General features: G+C 36.4%; 16 protein-coding genes and 1 pseudogene. 10 read left to right on the forward strand and 7 right to left on the reverse strand.

The window, feature by feature from the left end:
• Nucleotides 1-10 precede the first annotated feature (10 nt).
• Nucleotides 11-1,834, forward strand: a complete 1,824-nt coding sequence (locus tag ACYQ73_RS05770; protein ID WP_460011594.1) for a DNA ligase D — start codon at nucleotides 11-13, stop codon at nucleotides 1,832-1,834.
• Between the two features lie 339 nt (nucleotides 1,835-2,173).
• Nucleotides 2,174-2,617, forward strand: a complete 444-nt coding sequence (locus tag ACYQ73_RS05775; protein ID WP_460011595.1) for a PH domain-containing protein — start codon at nucleotides 2,174-2,176, stop codon at nucleotides 2,615-2,617.
• A gap of 105 nt (nucleotides 2,618-2,722) precedes the next feature.
• Here ACYQ73_RS05775 and ACYQ73_RS05780 read toward each other — a convergent pair whose 3' ends face one another.
• Nucleotides 2,723-3,664, reverse strand: a complete 942-nt coding sequence (locus tag ACYQ73_RS05780) for an MBL fold metallo-hydrolase (protein WP_460011596.1) — start codon at nucleotides 3,662-3,664, stop codon at nucleotides 2,723-2,725.
• A gap of 910 nt (nucleotides 3,665-4,574) precedes the next feature.
• On the opposite strand from ACYQ73_RS05780, the gene ACYQ73_RS05785 reads away from it, so the two are divergent.
• Nucleotides 4,575-4,919, forward strand: a complete 345-nt coding sequence (locus ACYQ73_RS05785) for an NUDIX hydrolase (protein ID WP_460011597.1) — start codon at nucleotides 4,575-4,577, stop codon at nucleotides 4,917-4,919.
• Nucleotides 4,920-5,055: 136 nt separating this feature from the next.
• On the opposite strand, the gene ACYQ73_RS05790 is transcribed toward ACYQ73_RS05785, so the two are convergent.
• Nucleotides 5,056-6,012: an MBL fold metallo-hydrolase gene (locus tag ACYQ73_RS05790; protein WP_460011598.1), complete on the reverse strand. Its 957-nt coding sequence runs from the start codon at nucleotides 6,010-6,012 to the stop codon at nucleotides 5,056-5,058.
• A 412-nt stretch (nucleotides 6,013-6,424) separates the two neighbouring features.
• Here ACYQ73_RS05790 and ACYQ73_RS05795 point away from each other — a divergent pair, with 412 nt between their 5' ends.
• Entirely contained in the window at nucleotides 6,425-6,886 is a 462-nt protein-coding gene (locus tag ACYQ73_RS05795; RefSeq protein ID WP_460011599.1) for a VOC family protein, read from the forward strand.
• Nucleotides 6,887-7,330: 444 nt separating this feature from the next.
• Here ACYQ73_RS05795 and ACYQ73_RS05800 read toward each other — a convergent pair whose 3' ends face one another.
• The 3 genes from ACYQ73_RS05800 to ACYQ73_RS05810 form a co-directional block, all read right to left on the reverse strand.
• Nucleotides 7,331-8,587, reverse strand: coding sequence for a nucleoside permease (locus ACYQ73_RS05800; protein ID WP_460011600.1), 1,257 nt, complete (start codon nucleotides 8,585-8,587; stop codon nucleotides 7,331-7,333).
• A gap of 926 nt (nucleotides 8,588-9,513) precedes the next feature.
• The gene (locus ACYQ73_RS05805; protein WP_460011601.1) at nucleotides 9,514-10,230 is read right to left on the reverse strand and encodes an alpha/beta fold hydrolase; all 717 of its coding nucleotides are present in this window, start codon (nucleotides 10,228-10,230) and stop codon (nucleotides 9,514-9,516) included.
• Nucleotides 10,199-10,405: a hypothetical protein gene (locus ACYQ73_RS05810; RefSeq protein ID WP_460011602.1), complete on the reverse strand. Its 207-nt coding sequence runs from the start codon at nucleotides 10,403-10,405 to the stop codon at nucleotides 10,199-10,201. The genes ACYQ73_RS05805 and ACYQ73_RS05810 overlap by 32 nt, the downstream gene beginning before the upstream one ends.
• A 443-nt stretch (nucleotides 10,406-10,848) precedes the next feature.
• On the opposite strand from ACYQ73_RS05810, the gene ACYQ73_RS05815 reads away from it, so the two are divergent.
• The 4 genes and pseudogenes from ACYQ73_RS05815 (at nucleotide 10,849) to ACYQ73_RS05830 (ending at nucleotide 12,748) form a co-directional block, all read left to right on the forward strand.
• Nucleotides 10,849-11,193 (forward strand): ArsR/SmtB family transcription factor, encoded by a 345-nt coding sequence (locus ACYQ73_RS05815; protein WP_460011603.1) that lies wholly within the window; start codon nucleotides 10,849-10,851, stop codon nucleotides 11,191-11,193.
• A 29-nt stretch (nucleotides 11,194-11,222) separates the two neighbouring features.
• Nucleotides 11,223-11,738 carry an SRPBCC domain-containing protein gene (locus tag ACYQ73_RS05820; RefSeq protein ID WP_460011604.1) on the forward strand — a complete coding sequence of 172 codons (516 nt, stop codon included), beginning with the start codon at nucleotides 11,223-11,225 and terminating at the stop codon, nucleotides 11,736-11,738.
• Nucleotides 11,739-11,792: 54 nt separating this feature from the next.
• A pseudogene (locus ACYQ73_RS05825) lies at nucleotides 11,793-12,173 on the forward strand (VOC family protein).
• 89 nt (nucleotides 12,174-12,262) lie between these two features.
• Nucleotides 12,263-12,748, forward strand: a complete 486-nt coding sequence (locus tag ACYQ73_RS05830) for an HD domain-containing protein (protein ID WP_460011605.1) — start codon at nucleotides 12,263-12,265, stop codon at nucleotides 12,746-12,748.
• Between the two features lie 64 nt (nucleotides 12,749-12,812).
• Here ACYQ73_RS05830 and ACYQ73_RS05835 read toward each other — a convergent pair whose 3' ends face one another.
• Nucleotides 12,813-12,959, reverse strand: coding sequence for a YjcZ family sporulation protein (locus tag ACYQ73_RS05835; protein ID WP_387096582.1), 147 nt, complete (start codon nucleotides 12,957-12,959; stop codon nucleotides 12,813-12,815).
• 689 nt (nucleotides 12,960-13,648) lie between these two features.
• On the opposite strand from ACYQ73_RS05835, the gene ACYQ73_RS05840 reads away from it, so the two are divergent.
• Nucleotides 13,649-14,533, forward strand: coding sequence for a BclA C-terminal domain-containing protein (locus tag ACYQ73_RS05840; RefSeq protein WP_460011606.1), 885 nt, complete (start codon nucleotides 13,649-13,651; stop codon nucleotides 14,531-14,533).
• 128 nt (nucleotides 14,534-14,661) lie between these two features.
• On the opposite strand, the gene ACYQ73_RS05845 is transcribed toward ACYQ73_RS05840, so the two are convergent.
• A complete protein-coding gene (locus ACYQ73_RS05845; protein ID WP_460011607.1) occupies nucleotides 14,662-14,892 on the reverse strand; it encodes a hypothetical protein in 231 nt (76 codons plus the stop codon).
• A gap of 264 nt (nucleotides 14,893-15,156) precedes the next feature.
• Here ACYQ73_RS05845 and ACYQ73_RS05850 point away from each other — a divergent pair, with 264 nt between their 5' ends.
• The gene (locus ACYQ73_RS05850; protein ID WP_460011608.1) at nucleotides 15,157-17,232 is read left to right on the forward strand and encodes a serine hydrolase domain-containing protein; all 2,076 of its coding nucleotides are present in this window, start codon (nucleotides 15,157-15,159) and stop codon (nucleotides 17,230-17,232) included.
• Nucleotides 17,233-17,277 lie beyond the last annotated feature (45 nt).

Consider the following 17,277-nt stretch of genomic DNA (forward strand, 5'->3'; position numbering starts at 1 on the left):
AGGTATTCAAATGAAACCAATGCTATTAACAGAAGTGCTTGAAACGCCTATTGGTGAGGAATGGATGTACGAGACAAAATATGATGGATTTAGATGTATGTTAGTTTGGGACGAACAGCCATTGTTAATAAGCAGAAATGGCAATAACTTAAATCACTTGTTTCCAGAGATACTCGATTTTTGTAAAAGTATATTTAATAAAGTTAAAAAGTATTTACCATTAACATTAGATGGTGAGTTAGTTTATTTAACGAATAACTTTAATAGTGATTTTTCGCAAGTCCAAAAAAGAGGGCGGATGCAAAACAAAGAAGTTATTGCTACTCATGCAAAAAATTTTCCTTGTCATTATATTGCGTTTGATTTACTGAGCTATAAAGGGGAGTCGCTGACAAATAAATATTTAAAAACACGCAAACAGCAACTTTCAAAGCTTTTTACAACTTTAAAGCTCCCGGCGACTGTCAATTATGAGGATCCATGTCCCTTGCAAGTGATTAGCTGTGTGGAGCATAGTGAGCCTCTTTGGCATGCTATTAAAGTTTATAATGGAGAGGGAATGGTTGCAAAGAAGATAACGAGTAAATGGATAGGAGATACACGCTCGACACATTGGTTAAAAATAAAGAATTGGAGATATGTAACGGTCATAGTGACGAAATATGATCATGGAAATGGTTATTTTCATGGCAGTATTTATCAACAGGAAGAGCTAGTTGAAGTAGTTATTTTTAAACATGGAATGTCAGAGGAAGATCGGAAAACACTCATTGCTTTTTTTCAAGCAAATGGACAGAGGAATAATGAAATATGGGGACTGGAGCCATCCATTTGTCTTGATATAGCCTGTATTGATTTTGATGGAAGCAAATGTCGAGAACCGCGTTTCCATGCATTTCGACTGGAGATGTTGCCAGAGGACTGTCATTGGCAGCATATGCAACGTCAACTTCATCCTATCCCAGATTCTGTTCAGATTACGCATCCTGATAAGCCTGTTTGGCCTGAAATCGGTATTACGAAGGATAATTATTTGCATTATTTGCAAATGATTTCTCCGTATTTACTACCTTTTTTGCGAGATCGACCACTTACGTTAATTCGATTTCCTCATGGGGTTCCCGGTGAAAGCTTTTATCAAAAAAGTAGTCCTGAGAAAATACCTGAATTTGTTGCAACAGGATGGATGGACGATATTCAATATCTAGTATGTAACCATCTTGAAGCATTATTGTGGCTAGGTAATCAGCTTGCACTAGAGCTGCATATTCCATTTCAAACGTTACAAACAGAGCGTCCGACTGAGATTGTCTTCGATTTAGATCCACCTTCTGTTGAGCAATTTTCACTTGCTATTACTGGAGCCCTGGATTTAAAGGGAATTATCGATTATTTTAAGCTACAATCTTTTGTTAAAACATCAGGAGGCAAAGGAATACAGCTATATATACCGTTACCTGAAAATGCTTTTACTTATGAAGAGGTGCGAGTATTTACTGAATTTGTCTGTCGTTTTTTATGTGAGCAAAAACCGGAATTGTATACGATCGAACGTTTAAAGAAGAACAGACATCAAAAATTATATTTAGATTATGTGCAACATGCAGAAGGCAAGACGATTATTGCTCCATATTCAACTCGTGGCAACGAAAAGGGGTTAGTAGCAACGCCATTACACTGGGAGGAAGTTAATGAGCATTTAACACCAGACCTCTTTACTATTCCCGCTGTACTGGAGCGAATGGAAAATGTGAGCAACCCATTTAAAAACTTCCGTCAAGTAGGGGAGAGCCAGGATTTTAGAGCAGCTTTAGAGTGTTTAAAAGAGCAGTGATGTGCCGATCAGAAATTACAATGGTAGCAGATAGGCGCTAAATCGATTAAAGGCAAAAAGCATCAGCTTCAGTGTCGATGCTTATTATATTGCTGTAAAAATTTTGAAAATATCGAGTTATAAAACCTCGTTTTTCTGAGAGATGTACAACATGTGCATGTTAATTCCCTGTGTTTTGAATCAGAAATAAATGTTAAAATACTTATAAAGCTTTATTGATCTTCAGTTGTATTTTAAAAATGTAGATGGTGCATATTCCTTTTTTGTTACATCGACTTTATTATTTCTGTTCGATAAGATTTTTTAGCGGAAATTAATAAGAAAGGTGGGATAAATCTTATGGTTTATCATGCAAAAACAGATATTATTTTAGCAATAATTATGTTTTTATTGGTTTGGATATTTGGGGCTATATCAATACTTCTGTTCATCTCATCTTTATCAACTGTTATTATTATGTCAACGGTCTTTATTATTTCAATAGTTTTTTTCTGGTGGTACGCAAATTCTATTAAGTTTGTTTTCTGTGAAAATTTTCTTTTAGTTAAAGGTGGGCCATTCAAAAGTAAGATTCCTTATCAAAGTATAACAAAGGTTACACCAACGACTGATAAGTATACTGGTTATCTAATTTCATCATCTGAGAATGGTTTGGAAATATTTTACAAAACAGCAGCTCATGGTAGCATAAAAATTTTACCAAAAGATAAAATGAAATTTATTATAGAGTTAAAAAAACGATGTCCTAATGCACAGATTCCTCAGAACCAACAATTTGAGTAATTGGTGAAATTTGTTTTATCAGTAAAGGGATGGAGTAGGATTTTCAATCTGTCTTGGATCATTTAAATGATTGAAAGAGAGGGTCAAATTACTACTCCCTCTCTTTCATTTATAGCAACATCTGCTTTTAGAATTTGTCAATTCTCTTAGTCGTTTTATATTTTGTTGGTAAATCTCCGGTGAACTCCAATCTCTATAGATATCAGGAATTTCAATCTCCTCATTTTGCTTGCTCTTTTCTGCAATAGTAGTTAATTCAGATATATAATTGATCATTTTTGAGATATCTTCTTTTGTACCTCTTGGACCATGTCCGGGTACTGCAACGTCAAATTCAAGTCGTTCAACATTTTTTAAAATATTGCTCCATTTCACAGAATCAGACTCTTCAAAAAACGTTGGGTGACAATTCACAAATAATAAATCACCCATAAATATTACTTTTTCATCAGGAATATAAAGCATTGCATCACAAAAGGAATGGCCTCCTCCTAGCGTGAAAAGCTTTGCACAGCGTTGTGTTCCCTGAAAGGTAATTTCATTGTTAAAAGTTTGGTTCGGTAATACTAATTCCAAAGTAGGTAACGATTCTTTTAATTCATTTAGAGAATTTATTTGGTATTGTATTTGGGGATCGTTAGTTTGATTTAGTTGATCTTTTAAGGATAGAATATAGCCTTTTAAACCTTGAATATCATTTTTTTGCTTACTGAATCTTGAGGGATGAACATCTCTTATATTTGAGTATGTAATTTGACTTGAAATAATAATTGAATCTTTAAATGTTTGGTTACCTCGAATATGGTCGCCATGCCAATGACTGTTAATAGCCCATGTAACAGGTCGGTTTGTTATTTTTTCAGCAATGAGCTTTAAATCTTCAGATGCCTGTTGTGTATTAAATGTATCAAAAACAATAACTTTATCACCTAAGTCAACAAAACCTGCATTTGCTACAGCCCCGCCACCATCCTTGGCTATTGCTGCAAATATACCTTTACCAATTTGGTCTAGCTGAAAGTGTTTACTATAAAACGCATCGTTCAATTAACTCACCTCTTATTATATTTAGTTTCCTATATTTTCTATATTCAATATTGATTAAAACAATACCTTTAAGATTTAAAAGTTGCTACATCTGTATACGTATTCGTCTTGCCCTATAATACATGGTATTTTTATACGGTAAAATATGATAAAGCTTTTAATTGAAGTAGTCTATGCCTACTTATCAGGGGAGGGAGGGTAGCTTGCTCTAGTTTTGAATCTTTAAAGCTCGTGGTAAGTAAACCAAGTTTAAATAGATACTGTGTTATGTCGTTTTAACGGATATGAAAACAAATATAAATATGCCCACAGCCATTACAAAAAGAGAGATTTTCTGTAATAATGAATAGTCTCGAAATTTTTTATTAAAAGCAAAATCAGAAATTATGAGAAATAGAAAAGCTACTAAAATATCCACCAAGACTCTATTAAGAAATGAAATATTGTAAATAGCAATTGTTATAATTGCTATATACGAAAAGATAAAAAACCTAAAATATTTGTTTTTTAATATCATTTTATCACCTCTTAATTCTTGTATATTACAAAATATGTATTGATAGGATGTTTATGACGTATAATTTATATTTGAGTTTGGGCAGTTTTTCTCGGTATTAGATTAATAGAATTCTATAGTCTTTGCTCTTTTTTCCATTCGATTTAACATTTCATTTCACAACAAAGCAATATAGTCTTGATCTTCTGGTGACCGCAGATAAATACGGTTATAGTGACTGTAAGCCTCCAGTACTTCTATATGGACCATTTCGATTGGATTCCGTTTATTTGTGCAATATCGAGAAAAGATGGCTACATAGAGTAATAGAGTTAACATTTGAAATGTAGGAAATTCAGATGGATAAACAAAAGTAGGACATCACATTCCCAAGATGGAGTGTTCAATATGAGGGTGGGCGCAATCATTCTCCGAGATGATAAAGTGCTGATGGTTAAAAATAATCGTGACCCTTACTACTACTCCGTTGGGGGAAGGGTGAAATTACAGGAAACGTTAGAGGAAGCCGTTATCCGCGAATGCTTTGAAGAAACTAAAGTGCATTTTGAAGTTGATCGTTTAATGTTTATTCATGAAAACTTTTCCACCCTTCAAAGTGGTACATATGGAGAAACGCAATTTCATGAAATATCATTTTTTTATTTAATGAAATCAAATGAAGTCGAAGTCATGTGTGAAAGCTACACCAGTGATGGTATTGATGAAAGGTTAGAATGGTTACCTATTTCGAATTTTTAGGATACCTTTCTATTCCCAGAGTTCTTTAAATCAGAATTCGTTTGCTTGCCTACTGAAATTAAAATATCGTAACTGTTGAAGAAAGAAGAACATAAAAGAAAACAGAGAGGAGTTCTCCTCTCCAGTTAAGTCTGCTTTAATTTTGGACATTCTTTTTCTCTAAGTAATCCAGAATCCCCATAGACGAAACAATGGTATCGAATGGGATTGTTTGATAAACTGGATGATTTTCTGCGATGCCATTTTCCTGCAAATAGTTGTACAAAAGAGCCTTTAATCGAGTATCTAAAAATTGTACTTGTTCTTTAAAATCACTAGATACCAGTAACGCCTTTTTCCCTGCAGCTAGAAATAATGGAGTCCAGTAGCGCACTTGTCTGTAAGCCTCAGTTGGATTTTTATAAGCACCGAAATGACCGAAATACAATTCTGAAGCATTTAATTTTTCGTAAAGCTGAATAGATTGCTCCATAGTATCTGGGTCATACTGGTTCGGTGAAGTGGAGGGAATAATTAAATCGATTGATTCGCTCTCCATTTCTGGATAACGTACACCAGTTGTATCTCCAACAAATAATCCATTCGTAGCAGAATAAAGCATCGAAACATGATGCTTTGCATGGCCTTCTGTATGATAAAACGTTAGCTGATGTTGACCTAAAGATAGTACTTCCTCATGTCCAATTTCTATAATGCGCTCAACATCGATAGGAACAATGGGATCAAAAAGACGATCGAATTCTGCTCCGTAAACACTCTTTGCACTTGCGATTAGACGACTAGGATTAACCATATGGGATACACCCCGTGGATGAACAATGAATTTGGCATTTGGACAGCTTTGTAAAAATAAGCCTGCACCTCCAGCGTGGTCTAAATGGATATGCGTAACAATTACATATTGAATATCCTCTAGATCAATATGTAACTCATCTAAACCTTCTACTATATATGGCATAGAAGGACTAGCAGAAGTCTCGATTAATGTTATTTTTTCATCGATAAGCAAATAGGAGCTTGTACGCTGTTCCCGATTTAAATCGTGTGTATCAATACAATAAAAATTTGGTGCAAGTTGTTGGACTCTCCCCATTTTAAATATCCCCCTTCGTTCCTGATGTGCGAGAAATATTCTCTAATATTCATTTTTTATCTATAAAAAGTAGTAGTTGTACTTTATATTAATAGAAAAATACACTGAATGTCTATTCCATTTTTTAGAGAGGGAATATGAATGGAGAAAAAGTTTCACTAGAGTGTGTTTATTTGTGGACTGTTGATATTTTCAAAAGGCATTATGTTTTTAGAATCGGTAGTGTAATAGCTATGATTGTTTTTGTCGAAACTGATACATCTAAACCACCTGATAGTTAATTTGAGAAGGAGCTATGATGAAATTAAATTGATTTGGAAATTATTAATATTTCAGACGAAAGATTGAGGTATATGTGTTGTGCTTTTAATATACTATTTCATAAATAATGATGGAATAGGAGAATATTGACATGATAAAAGGTTTATATGAAGCTCATTTACCAGTTAGTAATTTAGAAAACTCGATTGTATTTTATAAAAAATTAGGGTTGGAACTAGCCTATAAAAAAGGAAAAGTTGCTTTCTTTTGGATTGTTAAAGGAGAGAGTTGGTTAGGATTATGGGAGAGCGATAGTGTTCACTTAAAATACCATCCATCTATCCGACATTTAGCGTTTAAAATTGATGAAGAAGATCTTGGGCATGTAAAAGAGTGGTTGTCCTCAATTGGCATTGAAGTTCGTATTGAATTTGGTCTTGCTTCCGAACATCAACCTTTAGTATTATCAAATATTCCTCATGCACATGCAGCAATTTACTTTTCAGACCCAGATGGTAATTCATTAGAATTAATTACACCGTTGAGACTAGATGATGTTGAGAGTTTTAATGAGATGTCTCTTGAAGAGTGGAGAAAACGTTATTGCATCTAGCCTAATCATCCATGCGGACGATCTTTAAAAGCAGTAAAGAGCCTTCACCAAAAACGGAGGGCACTGAAAAAGTCTATATCTTCTCACATTGTGGGGTATTCAACGATTAAATCGTTGAATACCCCGCTTTTTTCATTTGGCACTGTGACTCTACTGTTGTTTTCCGAAGCATTCCGCTCGCTTTCCGCGGGCGAGCGCCGAGCCTCCTCCTACGCTTCGCTTCGTGCGGGGTCTCGTCTGTCTCGCTTTCCCGCAGGGGTCGAGCGATGCTTCTCCAAACAACACAAATGAAAATGAATAAGGAATAGAGACAGAAATAAGGCACTTCCTGTTCAAAATTGAACAAGAAGTGCCTTATCTTTATCTGAAAAAGGTTCGCTTTTATGAAAACGTAAGTTTTTCAGTGCCCTCCCAAAAACGGTAAGGCTCTTTGTTAATTTCCTTTTACTGTTTCACAGATACATCTTTCATTGCACTGCTATCATGATTATATTTAAAAATTACTGCAAAAATGATTGCCAAAACGAGGGTATATGCTCCAAAGAACAACCAAATATATTGCCAATTCCTTACTCCGTCAACTGTAAAATAATCAACTACTTTTCCACTAATGACAGCTCCTAAATAGGCGCCTATGCCATTGACCATTGTACTAAATAATCCTTGAGCACTACCACGAATGCGGTGGTCGACTTCTTTTTCCATAAAAATGGCTCCCGAAATATTAAAGAAATCAAAGGCGCAGCCGTAAACAATCATTGATAATAACAATAGTAACAATCCTCCGCCAACAGGGCTTCCAAACCCAAAGAAAACAAAACGTAATGTCCATCCCACCATACTGATCAGTATTACTTTTTTAATGCCATACTTACTTAAGAAAAATGGAATGGTCAGAATAAAGAATACCTCTGAAATTTGTGACACTGATAATAAAATAGCTGGATATTTTACCGCAAAGCTATTTTTATAATCAGGGTTCAAGGCAAAGTCGTGTAAAAATGGATCACCAAATGTATTAGTAATTTGAAGCGCAACACCTAATAGCATTGCGAAAATTAAAAACAACGCCATTTTCTTATCTTTAAAAAGAACAAAAGCGTCTAGTCCCAAAAGGCTTACCAACGACTTGTCCTTAATGGCATTAGAAGTTGGGCAGGCAGGAAGAGAAATTGTGTATAGTGCAAGTAGCAACGAAGAGCCGCTAGCTATTAATAGTTGAATATTACTTAATTCAATTTTGGCAAGACTAATAATCCACATCGCAAGAATAAAACCAATTGTCCCATAGACACGAATAGGCGGGAAGTCCTTTACAACATCAAATCCTTTATTTTCCAAGTAATAATAAGAAATTGTATTCGATAATGCAAGTGTTGGCATATAAACGATTGAGTTAAAGAGCATTACCCAAAACATCATTGTAGGATCTGAAATTTCAGCAGCAGTAAATAAGGTAATGGCACCGAGGAAATGTAATATTCCGTATAACACATTTGCTTTTACCCACCGATCTGCAATAATACCGATTAAACTTGGCATAATAATGGCTGCAAGACCGTTAGAACTATACACGATTCCAACTTGCGCGCCAGTAAAATTCAACGTATTGATCATATAAGAACCAAATGTAACAAGCCAAGATCCCCAAATAAAAAACTGTAGAAAAATCATTATTTTAAGACGTAATTTTATATTCATTTTTTCCTCCTAGAAGGTGATGGAGTTATTTTTATAACTAAACAAGGGTGTTATCCTATAATGTCTGTTTTAATGAATTCATTATGCATTAATCGCTAAATTAAATTTTTTTTGTCTTATTTGAGGAAATAAGAACCATAATCGCTACATTGGACTCTAGAACAGTTGAATAACTAAAGCATTTGCTTCTCATGTCAGATTCATACGATTTTTAATTGTGTTGCCACTATGGTGAAATTTGGGTTTTAGCTACAAATTAATAAATTTGTAAGGAATGAATAAGAAAAAAGAGAACATTGATTCGTACTATTATAAATAGAGGAAAGGGAAAATTAAATGCCTCTTGGTGACAATCACCTGTTATTGTTAGTAAGAGAAGCATATGAAGCGGAGGATAGCTACTCATGGGAATTGTAGGAGTAATGTATGAGGGACGAAGTGGTTTGGCAAAGCCCCGCGCAAAGCGTTCTCTCGAAGTAAGATGTGTAGGGAAGTACATATTTTGGTGAAGAGCTATATTTAAACTTAGAAACTGGAAAAGGGAGAAGTTGACATGCGATTAACAGATATTTTTCCTATAATATCATTAGGTACACCATTTTTTATATTTCTATCAATAGTATCTATTGTAATTGGATTAGCCTGATTATTTTCGGCCTTGTAAAGCAAAAGAAACATAAAAAGAGTACGCTAGCGACATGTTGTATTGTTTTTGGCTTTTTAATTATTATTACACATACAGTTCAAATCATAGTGAGAACAATTTAATGCTATAACAAAAAATGAAACAGCTAAGCAAGTACAAATATTGAGGTAGCTTCAGCAAAATCAACAGGCCCAATTTCTCAGTATTAAAATTGAGAAATTGGGCTTTTTTCACTCGAGATAAGCGGCTGATTTTAGAAGATCAGAAATGATTAAATAGCTTATACTTCTTGAACATTAGCACCCGTTACTAAAGAGCCCAGTTCACATGGAGTATCTTTATGTAAAAATTTAATGATCGAATCGTTTACCTTTATAGCATCCTCGATAAATAAGCAATGACTTGTATTTGGCAACATCATGGTTTCTATATGGGGAATGCTGTTTTTTGCTTGCATTAGAGCACGTCTGGGATTGTAGATGACCTCTTTGTCACCCATTAATAGTAAGGTTGGAACTTGAATAGTCTCCAGTTTCTCTTTTGGAATCACTTTAGGGATGACTGGCTTTACCTTCCATTTGTAATGCAATACTCCGTTATCAATAGTATTTCCTTTTGCAATAAACCAATCACAAAAAAATCGCTGTATGAATCTTTTGCGTCTAATGGCGTTTATAAAAGCAAGACGAAGGAAAAATTGTTTATGAAACGGGACAAATGAAGCAGCAGGGGCTAATAGGACCATCTTGTTTATCCTGCTTTGTATGGATGTCGCTATATTCAATGTTATATACCCACCAGCCGAATGTCCGATAAAATCTGTTTTTTCAATATCAAGATGATCTAGAATTTCAGCCATCCATTTCCCCATGTCCTCAGGATCGCTGATGGAACGAAGAGGTTCACTTTTGTTTATATCCCCGATTGCGTCAACTGCATAGACGCGTCGAATGTTGCTCAACGCTTTAATGTTCGCATACCAAATGGTGGATCCCATTCCTGCCCCGTGCAATAATAACTGGTGGAAGTCCCTTTTCTCCAGTTGCTATGACATGTGTACTACCGTATGTTGTCGGTATATTTAATATTTCATATGAAACATTCCAACGTTTTAAATTATTGCTATGGGCTTGCTGAAAAAGTTCCTCGCCTTCTGGTGTTTTGAATGCCATCTTATCCTCTCCATCATATGAAAGTATTGGAACAGACCAATTAAAGAATATGGGTCTAGACAGTAGAGAATTTTGAGCATGTTCCAGGCCCCTTGAAAACCTCTACTATTTCTACACCGTACGGAGAAAGTAATACTTATGTAAAATAGTTACTTTATTTGAAAATACTCCCTCGGTATTTCCATTTTAGGAAATATAACTAGGGTTGTATATAAAAATAATTAGGAATGGATAGTCTGTCATTAGCTATATTGCTAATGGGTCTTCAAGTATAACCATATTAGAAACAATATTTTTGCTTTAATGTTGGAGTGGGCTACTTCTTTCAATATTCCTTGATGGGAATATTCCTGTTGAGTTATATTACAATTAACAGGATCATAAAACCTGCGCTGATGTAGATGATAATTTACCGGCGACCATCATTTTACGAGGTGAGTGACATGTCAGGGAAAGTTCCAGGAGTAAACATAACGACGTTGAGCGCTTTGTCTGAACCAAATCGTATGAATATCGTCGAACTCCTGCGCCAGGGTCCTCTAACCGTGTGTGAGATTGCCGACCAACTTGGATTGAGGCAACCTCAAACTTCCAAGCATCTAAAAGTACTTAGCGACAACGGGATTGTGGAAATGCAGGCTGAAGCTAACCGTCGAATCTACAAGCTCCGGCCCGAGCCATTCCAAGCGCTGGATTCTTGGATACAGTCCTTCCAGAGTGTCATGCAAGAAAGATTCGATAATTTAGATGAATATTTGAAGGAATTGCAGAAAAATGAAAAATCATAAAACCATTTCATCATCAAGGAGGAATTGCAATGTCAAACAATTCAATGGTATCAAGAGTAGAAAACGATCGCGTTCTTATACTAGAGCGCGTTTTCGATGCCCCACGAGATTTATTATTCGAGATGTTTAAAAAGCCAGAACATCTGAAACGTTGGTGGGGGCCGAGAGGATGGGAAATTCCAGTTTGCACCGTTGATTTCCGTCCGGGAGGCGTTTGGCACTACTGTATGAAATGCGTCGATAAAAACTTAGGTGACTTTTTTGGTATGGAATCGTGGGGAAAAGGGATTTATAAGGGGATTAATGAGCCTGAGAAGATTAGCTATACTGATTATTTTTCGGATGCTGAAGGTAATTCGAATGACTCTATGCCATCGACCGAGATTACATTGGAATTCGTTGATTTGAGTGGAAAGACTAAGTTGATAAACCGTGCAGAATATGTTTCTGCAGAGGCTCTTAAGACCGTTTTGGATATGGGCATGCTACAAGGCATCACAGAAACATGGGATCGTCTGAATGAGCAGGTGCAGTCGTTGAAATAATAGAAAAAGTTTTTAGGTAAGTAAAGTAAGGCATTTTATGGAGTGTAAAAATCAATGATTAATAAAGTCGGTCAAATCATGTTGTATGTTAATAACCAAAATGAAGCAAGAGATTTTTGGACAGAAAAAGTAGGGTTTAGTGTAATTTCAGAGGAAGATAACGGTCAAGGAATGAAATGGATTGAAATTGCTCCAACTAAAGAAGCGGAGACAAGAATTATTCTCCACAATAAGGTATTAATTGCTAAAATGCAGCCTGAAATGAATCTTGGTACACCTTCTTTGATGTTTTTCTCGGAAGATATCGATAAATTATATAATGACTAATTAAACAAAAACGTTATTGTCGGAGAAATTGTAAATATGCCTTCAGGTAGAGTATTTAATTTTGCGGATAATGAAAACAATTACTTTGCAGTAATGGAAGCAAAATAATTTTTTAATCAATTTATGAGTGCGGTGCTTGAATAAAAGCATCGCATTTTACTGTTGTTCAGCAAAGAGATGTTGAAAGGAGAAGTGAAATGATAATTAGTAGTTTATTATTTGCGAAAGAAAAACACGAAGGACAAATAAGAATTGGTGGAAAACCTTATATCAGTCATCCTGTTGAAGTAGCAAGTATTTTAGAGGAAAAAGGCTTTTTAGATGCTAAATATGTCATAACAGCCCTTTTTCACGATTTATTAGAAGATACAGACGCAAGCGAACAAGAAATTTTCTTTTATGGAGGAAAAGATGTTCTAACTGCTGTGAAAATCTTAACTAAAAGCAAGGGCTATAAAATGGAATTATATATCCAAAACATTAGAAATAATCCAATTGCCAAAATGGTGAAATTAGCAGATAGACTTCACAACCTGTTATGTGCTTTGGTTGCTAATGAAAAGTTCCGAAAACGTTATGTGAAAGAGACGGAAGAATTTTATCTCGATTTGGCTAAGTGTACACCTTTTGAAGAAGATATTCTAATGGCTTTAAGTGCATTAAAGGATACTTTCCAATACTGAATGCTTTGAGGAAAGAAACTATAAAAAGGTCACCAGACTGGAGGCGACCCCTAAATCGAAAATATTAATACTCTCTATTCATGAAAGTTGCGCCGATAATAATTAGAAGTATAAATAGAACTACAATTAAGGCAAATGTTGAACCATTACCATATCCGCCACCATAGTAGCACCCATTATTTATACCACCAACGTTTCCGTAGTATCCCATGAAATATCCCTCCTTTCTATTATCTATAATATGTAAGTCTGTAGAGAAGGAGTGGGGTGTTAAACTATTCAGTTATAGACATTAAAAAATATATTTTTGTGGGATAAGACAAAAAAGGGTCACTTGGGATAGTAGTGACCCTTAGTAAATAGTTGGGAAGTGTAAAGCTAAATTAGCTTTACCTTACTATTATTATGATGTGATAGCTATATTTGTATAGTGAATTGCCTGTGAAATAGAAATCGATTATGCCTTAGCATAAGTAATAAGGTGCGCCATTTAAGTAGTAAAACTCATGTTTAAAGTAAAATGCTTTAGCTCCTGCTGTAAGAAGATAAGTTGCAATTGTTGAACAATACCAACCACAGAACATCCATAAACAGAAGCTACTATACCAACTATTACAGATACGGTAGAGTTCCATTGTCGACTAATGATTTACTACCTTAAACGTTCTTTAAGTTCATAATCACCATCCTCAAATATTCCTGTCCAGAAAGCTGTATTAGCTATTAGCTAGATTCGTTGTTGGTATGCTGGATGAAACACCGTATACCGAAGCTAGTGTAAAATAAAATTAATTATTATATAGGATTACATTTATCTATTTTTAGGTCATATAACCTAGTGATACGTCTATTTCAATATTTCTAATAAAAATATTATGAAATAGGGGAGGAGGTGATCCTATGAAAATTAATAACTTTCAAAGTGGGTTAAACGGAGAAACGGGAGCAACTGGACTGCAAATAATAGAGGGGAGAATAGGCGCAACAGGAACAACTGGAGCGACAGGACTTCAAGGAATAACAGGGACAACAGGAACAACAGGAGCAACAGGTGCAACTGGACTTCAGGGAGTAACGGGAACGACAGGAGCAACAGGTTTAATTGGGCTTCAAGGAATAACAGGAGCAACAGGTGCAATTGGACTTCAGGGAGTAACGGGAACGACAGGAACAACAGGAGTAACAGGAGTAACAGGAGTAACAGGAGCAACTGGACTTCAGGGAGTAACGGGATCAACAGGTCCAACAGGGCTTCAAGGAATAACAGGAGTAACAGGAGCAACTGGACTTCAGGGAGTAACGGGAGCAACAGGTCCAACAGGGCTTCAAGGAATAACAGGGGCAACGGGCTCTACTGGTCCAACAGGTTCGAATGGTCCAGGACTAATGGAAGTTTATCTAAGTTCAAATCAATCAGTTGCAAACAACGACTTTCTTGGGATTGGGAGTTCCTCAGCTTCTTTCATTAAAAATACATTTGTAGTTCCTCAAAATGCAGTTATAACAAGTTTAACTCTTAATATACGAGATCATAATTTAATTGCTGGAGATACTGCATCTGCGCAAATATATTTAAGTACAAATTGTGGCTTTACTGCCCCTATAGCTACGGGTATTATAGCAACTATTACAGGACCTAGTACATCTACTTCACCAAATTGTTGTATAACTACAACGTCAAATTACTCAGTAAATAGTTGTACTCTTTTGTCTGTAGAAATAACAACTTCTGGTGGATCGTTTGCAAACGGCGTATCAGCAACTATTCGATATCATTCCCCTTAATAAAATTTTTACTAACTGAAACCTTTTAAGGAAACAAATTTAGGAAAGAGTATTGAAAAAGCCGCAATAACGTGGCTTTTTTACATATCATTGTATAATGTAATTTGATTCATTTGCTTACGTTCCTACTATTTTAAATATTCCTGTCCGAAAATCGAGGGAAGCAATGAACATCGCCGTTCAAATTCCCATCTGCGGAATAGACGTTCTAAATCCGCTCGATCATTCGAGTCAGACGGAAAGCTATGGTGAGTTAAAACCGGTACATATACTGGTGCTGAGGCAGCCAAAGAAGAATCTAATAAAATAAAAACAGCTAAACTTGCGCAAGTTGCAAATGTTGTAGCTGCATAATACAAGATGACCAGCAAAGCTAATTTAGCCGAGCTGGTCTTTTTAATTTACTTTGTCCTAATCAGCCATAAGTCTTTAGCCTGATATGGTATCAGTCTATCACTGTATTTACGAGTAAATAAAACTTTGATATTCTATTTATGGAAAATATTTCTTATGGAAGGGAGTAATCAAGGTATTAAAGTGAACAAAAAAAATTTATTTGTGGTGGGATTAATTATTGTTTTAGGAAGTGTATATCTAGAAATCAAGGAGGAGGCATTTCTTTTATGAAAAATAAACTATCTGCGGTGTTAGCTGCTACATTAGCGTTAACGATGAGCCTACCAACAGGGGCGATGGCGTTTTCTAACAGTCAGACTACGGTTGTAGCTAGCCAAGAAGTAGCAAGCCAAGAACTGAAGAAGATTGCTGCAGAGAAGGCTGCGCTACTAACGAACTCGTATGAGACAACTAGCGTGCAGTATGCGCTAATTGATAATGGGAAACTTATTTTGTCGGGTCAGACAGGCAAGAACGATATGAAAGGGAAACAGCCGCTGACCAAAGATACCCTATACGGGATTGGTTCAGTTAGTAAAATGTATGCAACGGCGGCTGTAATGAAATTAGTCGACGAAGGAAAAGTCGATTTGGATGCTCCTGTCGTCCACTATATTCCTGATTTCAAGATGAAAGACGAGCGTTACAAAAGCATTACGCCACGTATGCTGTTGAACCACTCCTCCGGCTTGCAAGGTAGTACGCTTAGTAATTCATTTTTATTTAATGATAATGATACCTATGCCCATGATAACTTATTGCAGCAATTGTCCAACCAGAGCTTGAAGGCGGACCCTGGCGCGTTCTCGGTATACTGCAACGACGGCTTTACGCTAGCCGAGATTATGGTGGAAAGAGTCAGCGGTATGAGCTTTACCGAATTTATACATCAACGATTTACAAAGCCCTTAAAGCTAAATCATACGAAAACGCCGCAGGACAAATGGGAAGACGATAAGCGAGCTGGACTTTATTTTCCAACGTTCCAAGGGCAGCTTCCTACTGAATCGGTGAATGTGATTGGTACAGGAGGGATCTCTTCCACAGCAGAAGATATGGTACGATTCTCACAAATATTTATGGGACAGGAAAAAGGAATCCTTTCTGATAAGGCTATCAAGGCGATGGAGCAAGAGGAATATAAAAAAGGAATGTGGCCGGATGATGGAGAGAATATTGTCAACTATGGTCTTGGCTGGGATAGTGTGAAACTATATCCATTCAGTGAATATGGGATAAAGGGCTTGGCTAAAGGCGGCGACACGGCACTGCAACATGCTTCACTGGTCGTACTTCCTGAACAGAAGATGGCAGTGGCTGTGTTGTCCTCTGGCGGTAGCAGCACTACAAATGAACTGATGGCGACTGAAATACTGCTTGCTGCGCTTAAAGAGAAGGGCACAATTAAGGATATCAAGCCGAACAAATCCTTTGGCAAGCCGGTCAAGGCCAAGATGCCTCAAGACGTAGCAAAGAAAGCGGGTTTTTACGGCAATAGTTTTAGTCAATTCAAAATAGAAATTACGAAGAATGGAGAACTGATCTTACCATCTAATCCAGAAGAAAAATATGTATATACTGCGAATGGAAGCTTTATTAATGCGGATGGTACCTCCAAGTTCAACTTCGTAACAGAGAAGAATAGACGAACATATTTGAGGGAGAGCACAATTATATCGATGCCAGGCTTAGGGCAAGCAGTGATTACTCAATATGTAGCCGAGAAACTAGAAGATAATGAGCTATCGAAGGAAGCCACTGCCGCATGGGCAAAGCGGGAAGGCGTCAATTTCTATCTTGTGAGCGAGAAATTTAGTTCAATGCAATATCTAATGATCCCTACCCAACAAATTAATAGCAAGGAAGGCATGGAGGGCTATTGGGGAAGCAGAAAAATTACAGGCCCTAACACGGCGATGCATCAGCTCCAAATACCTGTGATGGGTGGCCGTGATACGTCGGAAGCCCGTTTCTATACAGAAGGCGACGATGAATATATGGAGATGTCCGGATATTTATACGTAAGTGAATCCAACGTAAAACCGCTGGATGTAAGCCAATCATCCAAAGTTACACTACAAGCAAATGGGCATGCGAAATGGTTTACAATCCCGCAAGCGGCAGCAGGGAAGACGATGACCGTGGCGTTGCCATCGAAGAGTTCGTTCGCGGTATATGATGAGCAAGGAGTATGTGTCAATTTTACCGTTGTGAGCGGCAATAACAAAGTAAAACTGCCGAAAAGCGGAACGGTTGTATTTGCTGGCGCGCCGAACTCGGAATTTGCAATTACATTGAACTAACTACAATTTAAGATGTACTTCAACAAAACTAGTATGATACCGAAA

Source organism: Lysinibacillus sp. CTST325 (assembly GCF_054665055.1).

What these genes read in the sequence shown, in the direction of transcription:
- ACYQ73_RS05775 (WP_460011595.1), top strand. Translation starts at nt 2,174, where the DNA reads ATGGTTTATCATGCAAAAACAGATATTATTTTAGCAATAATTATGTTT.
- ACYQ73_RS05815 (WP_460011603.1), top strand. Translation starts at nt 10,849, where the DNA reads ATGTCAGGGAAAGTTCCAGGAGTAAACATAACGACGTTGAGCGCTTTG.
- ACYQ73_RS05820 (WP_460011604.1), top strand. Translation starts at nt 11,223, where the DNA reads ATGTCAAACAATTCAATGGTATCAAGAGTAGAAAACGATCGCGTTCTT.
- ACYQ73_RS05830 (WP_460011605.1), top strand. Translation starts at nt 12,263, where the DNA reads ATGATAATTAGTAGTTTATTATTTGCGAAAGAAAAACACGAAGGACAA.
- ACYQ73_RS05790 (WP_460011598.1), bottom strand. Translation starts at nt 6,012, where the DNA reads ATGGGGAGAGTCCAACAACTTGCACCAAATTTTTATTGTATTGATACA.
- ACYQ73_RS05770 (WP_460011594.1), top strand. Translation starts at nt 11, where the DNA reads ATGAAACCAATGCTATTAACAGAAGTGCTTGAAACGCCTATTGGTGAG.
- ACYQ73_RS05795 (WP_460011599.1), top strand. Translation starts at nt 6,425, where the DNA reads ATGATAAAAGGTTTATATGAAGCTCATTTACCAGTTAGTAATTTAGAA.
- ACYQ73_RS05840 (WP_460011606.1), top strand. Translation starts at nt 13,649, where the DNA reads ATGAAAATTAATAACTTTCAAAGTGGGTTAAACGGAGAAACGGGAGCA.
- ACYQ73_RS05810 (WP_460011602.1), bottom strand. Translation starts at nt 10,405, where the DNA reads ATGGCATTCAAAACACCAGAAGGCGAGGAACTTTTTCAGCAAGCCCAT.
- ACYQ73_RS05800 (WP_460011600.1), bottom strand. Translation starts at nt 8,587, where the DNA reads ATGAATATAAAATTACGTCTTAAAATAATGATTTTTCTACAGTTTTTT.
- ACYQ73_RS05805 (WP_460011601.1), bottom strand. Translation starts at nt 10,230, where the DNA reads ATGGGATCCACCATTTGGTATGCGAACATTAAAGCGTTGAGCAACATT.
- ACYQ73_RS05850 (WP_460011608.1), top strand. Translation starts at nt 15,157, where the DNA reads ATGAAAAATAAACTATCTGCGGTGTTAGCTGCTACATTAGCGTTAACG.
- ACYQ73_RS05835 (WP_387096582.1), bottom strand. Translation starts at nt 12,959, where the DNA reads ATGGGATACTACGGAAACGTTGGTGGTATAAATAATGGGTGCTACTAT.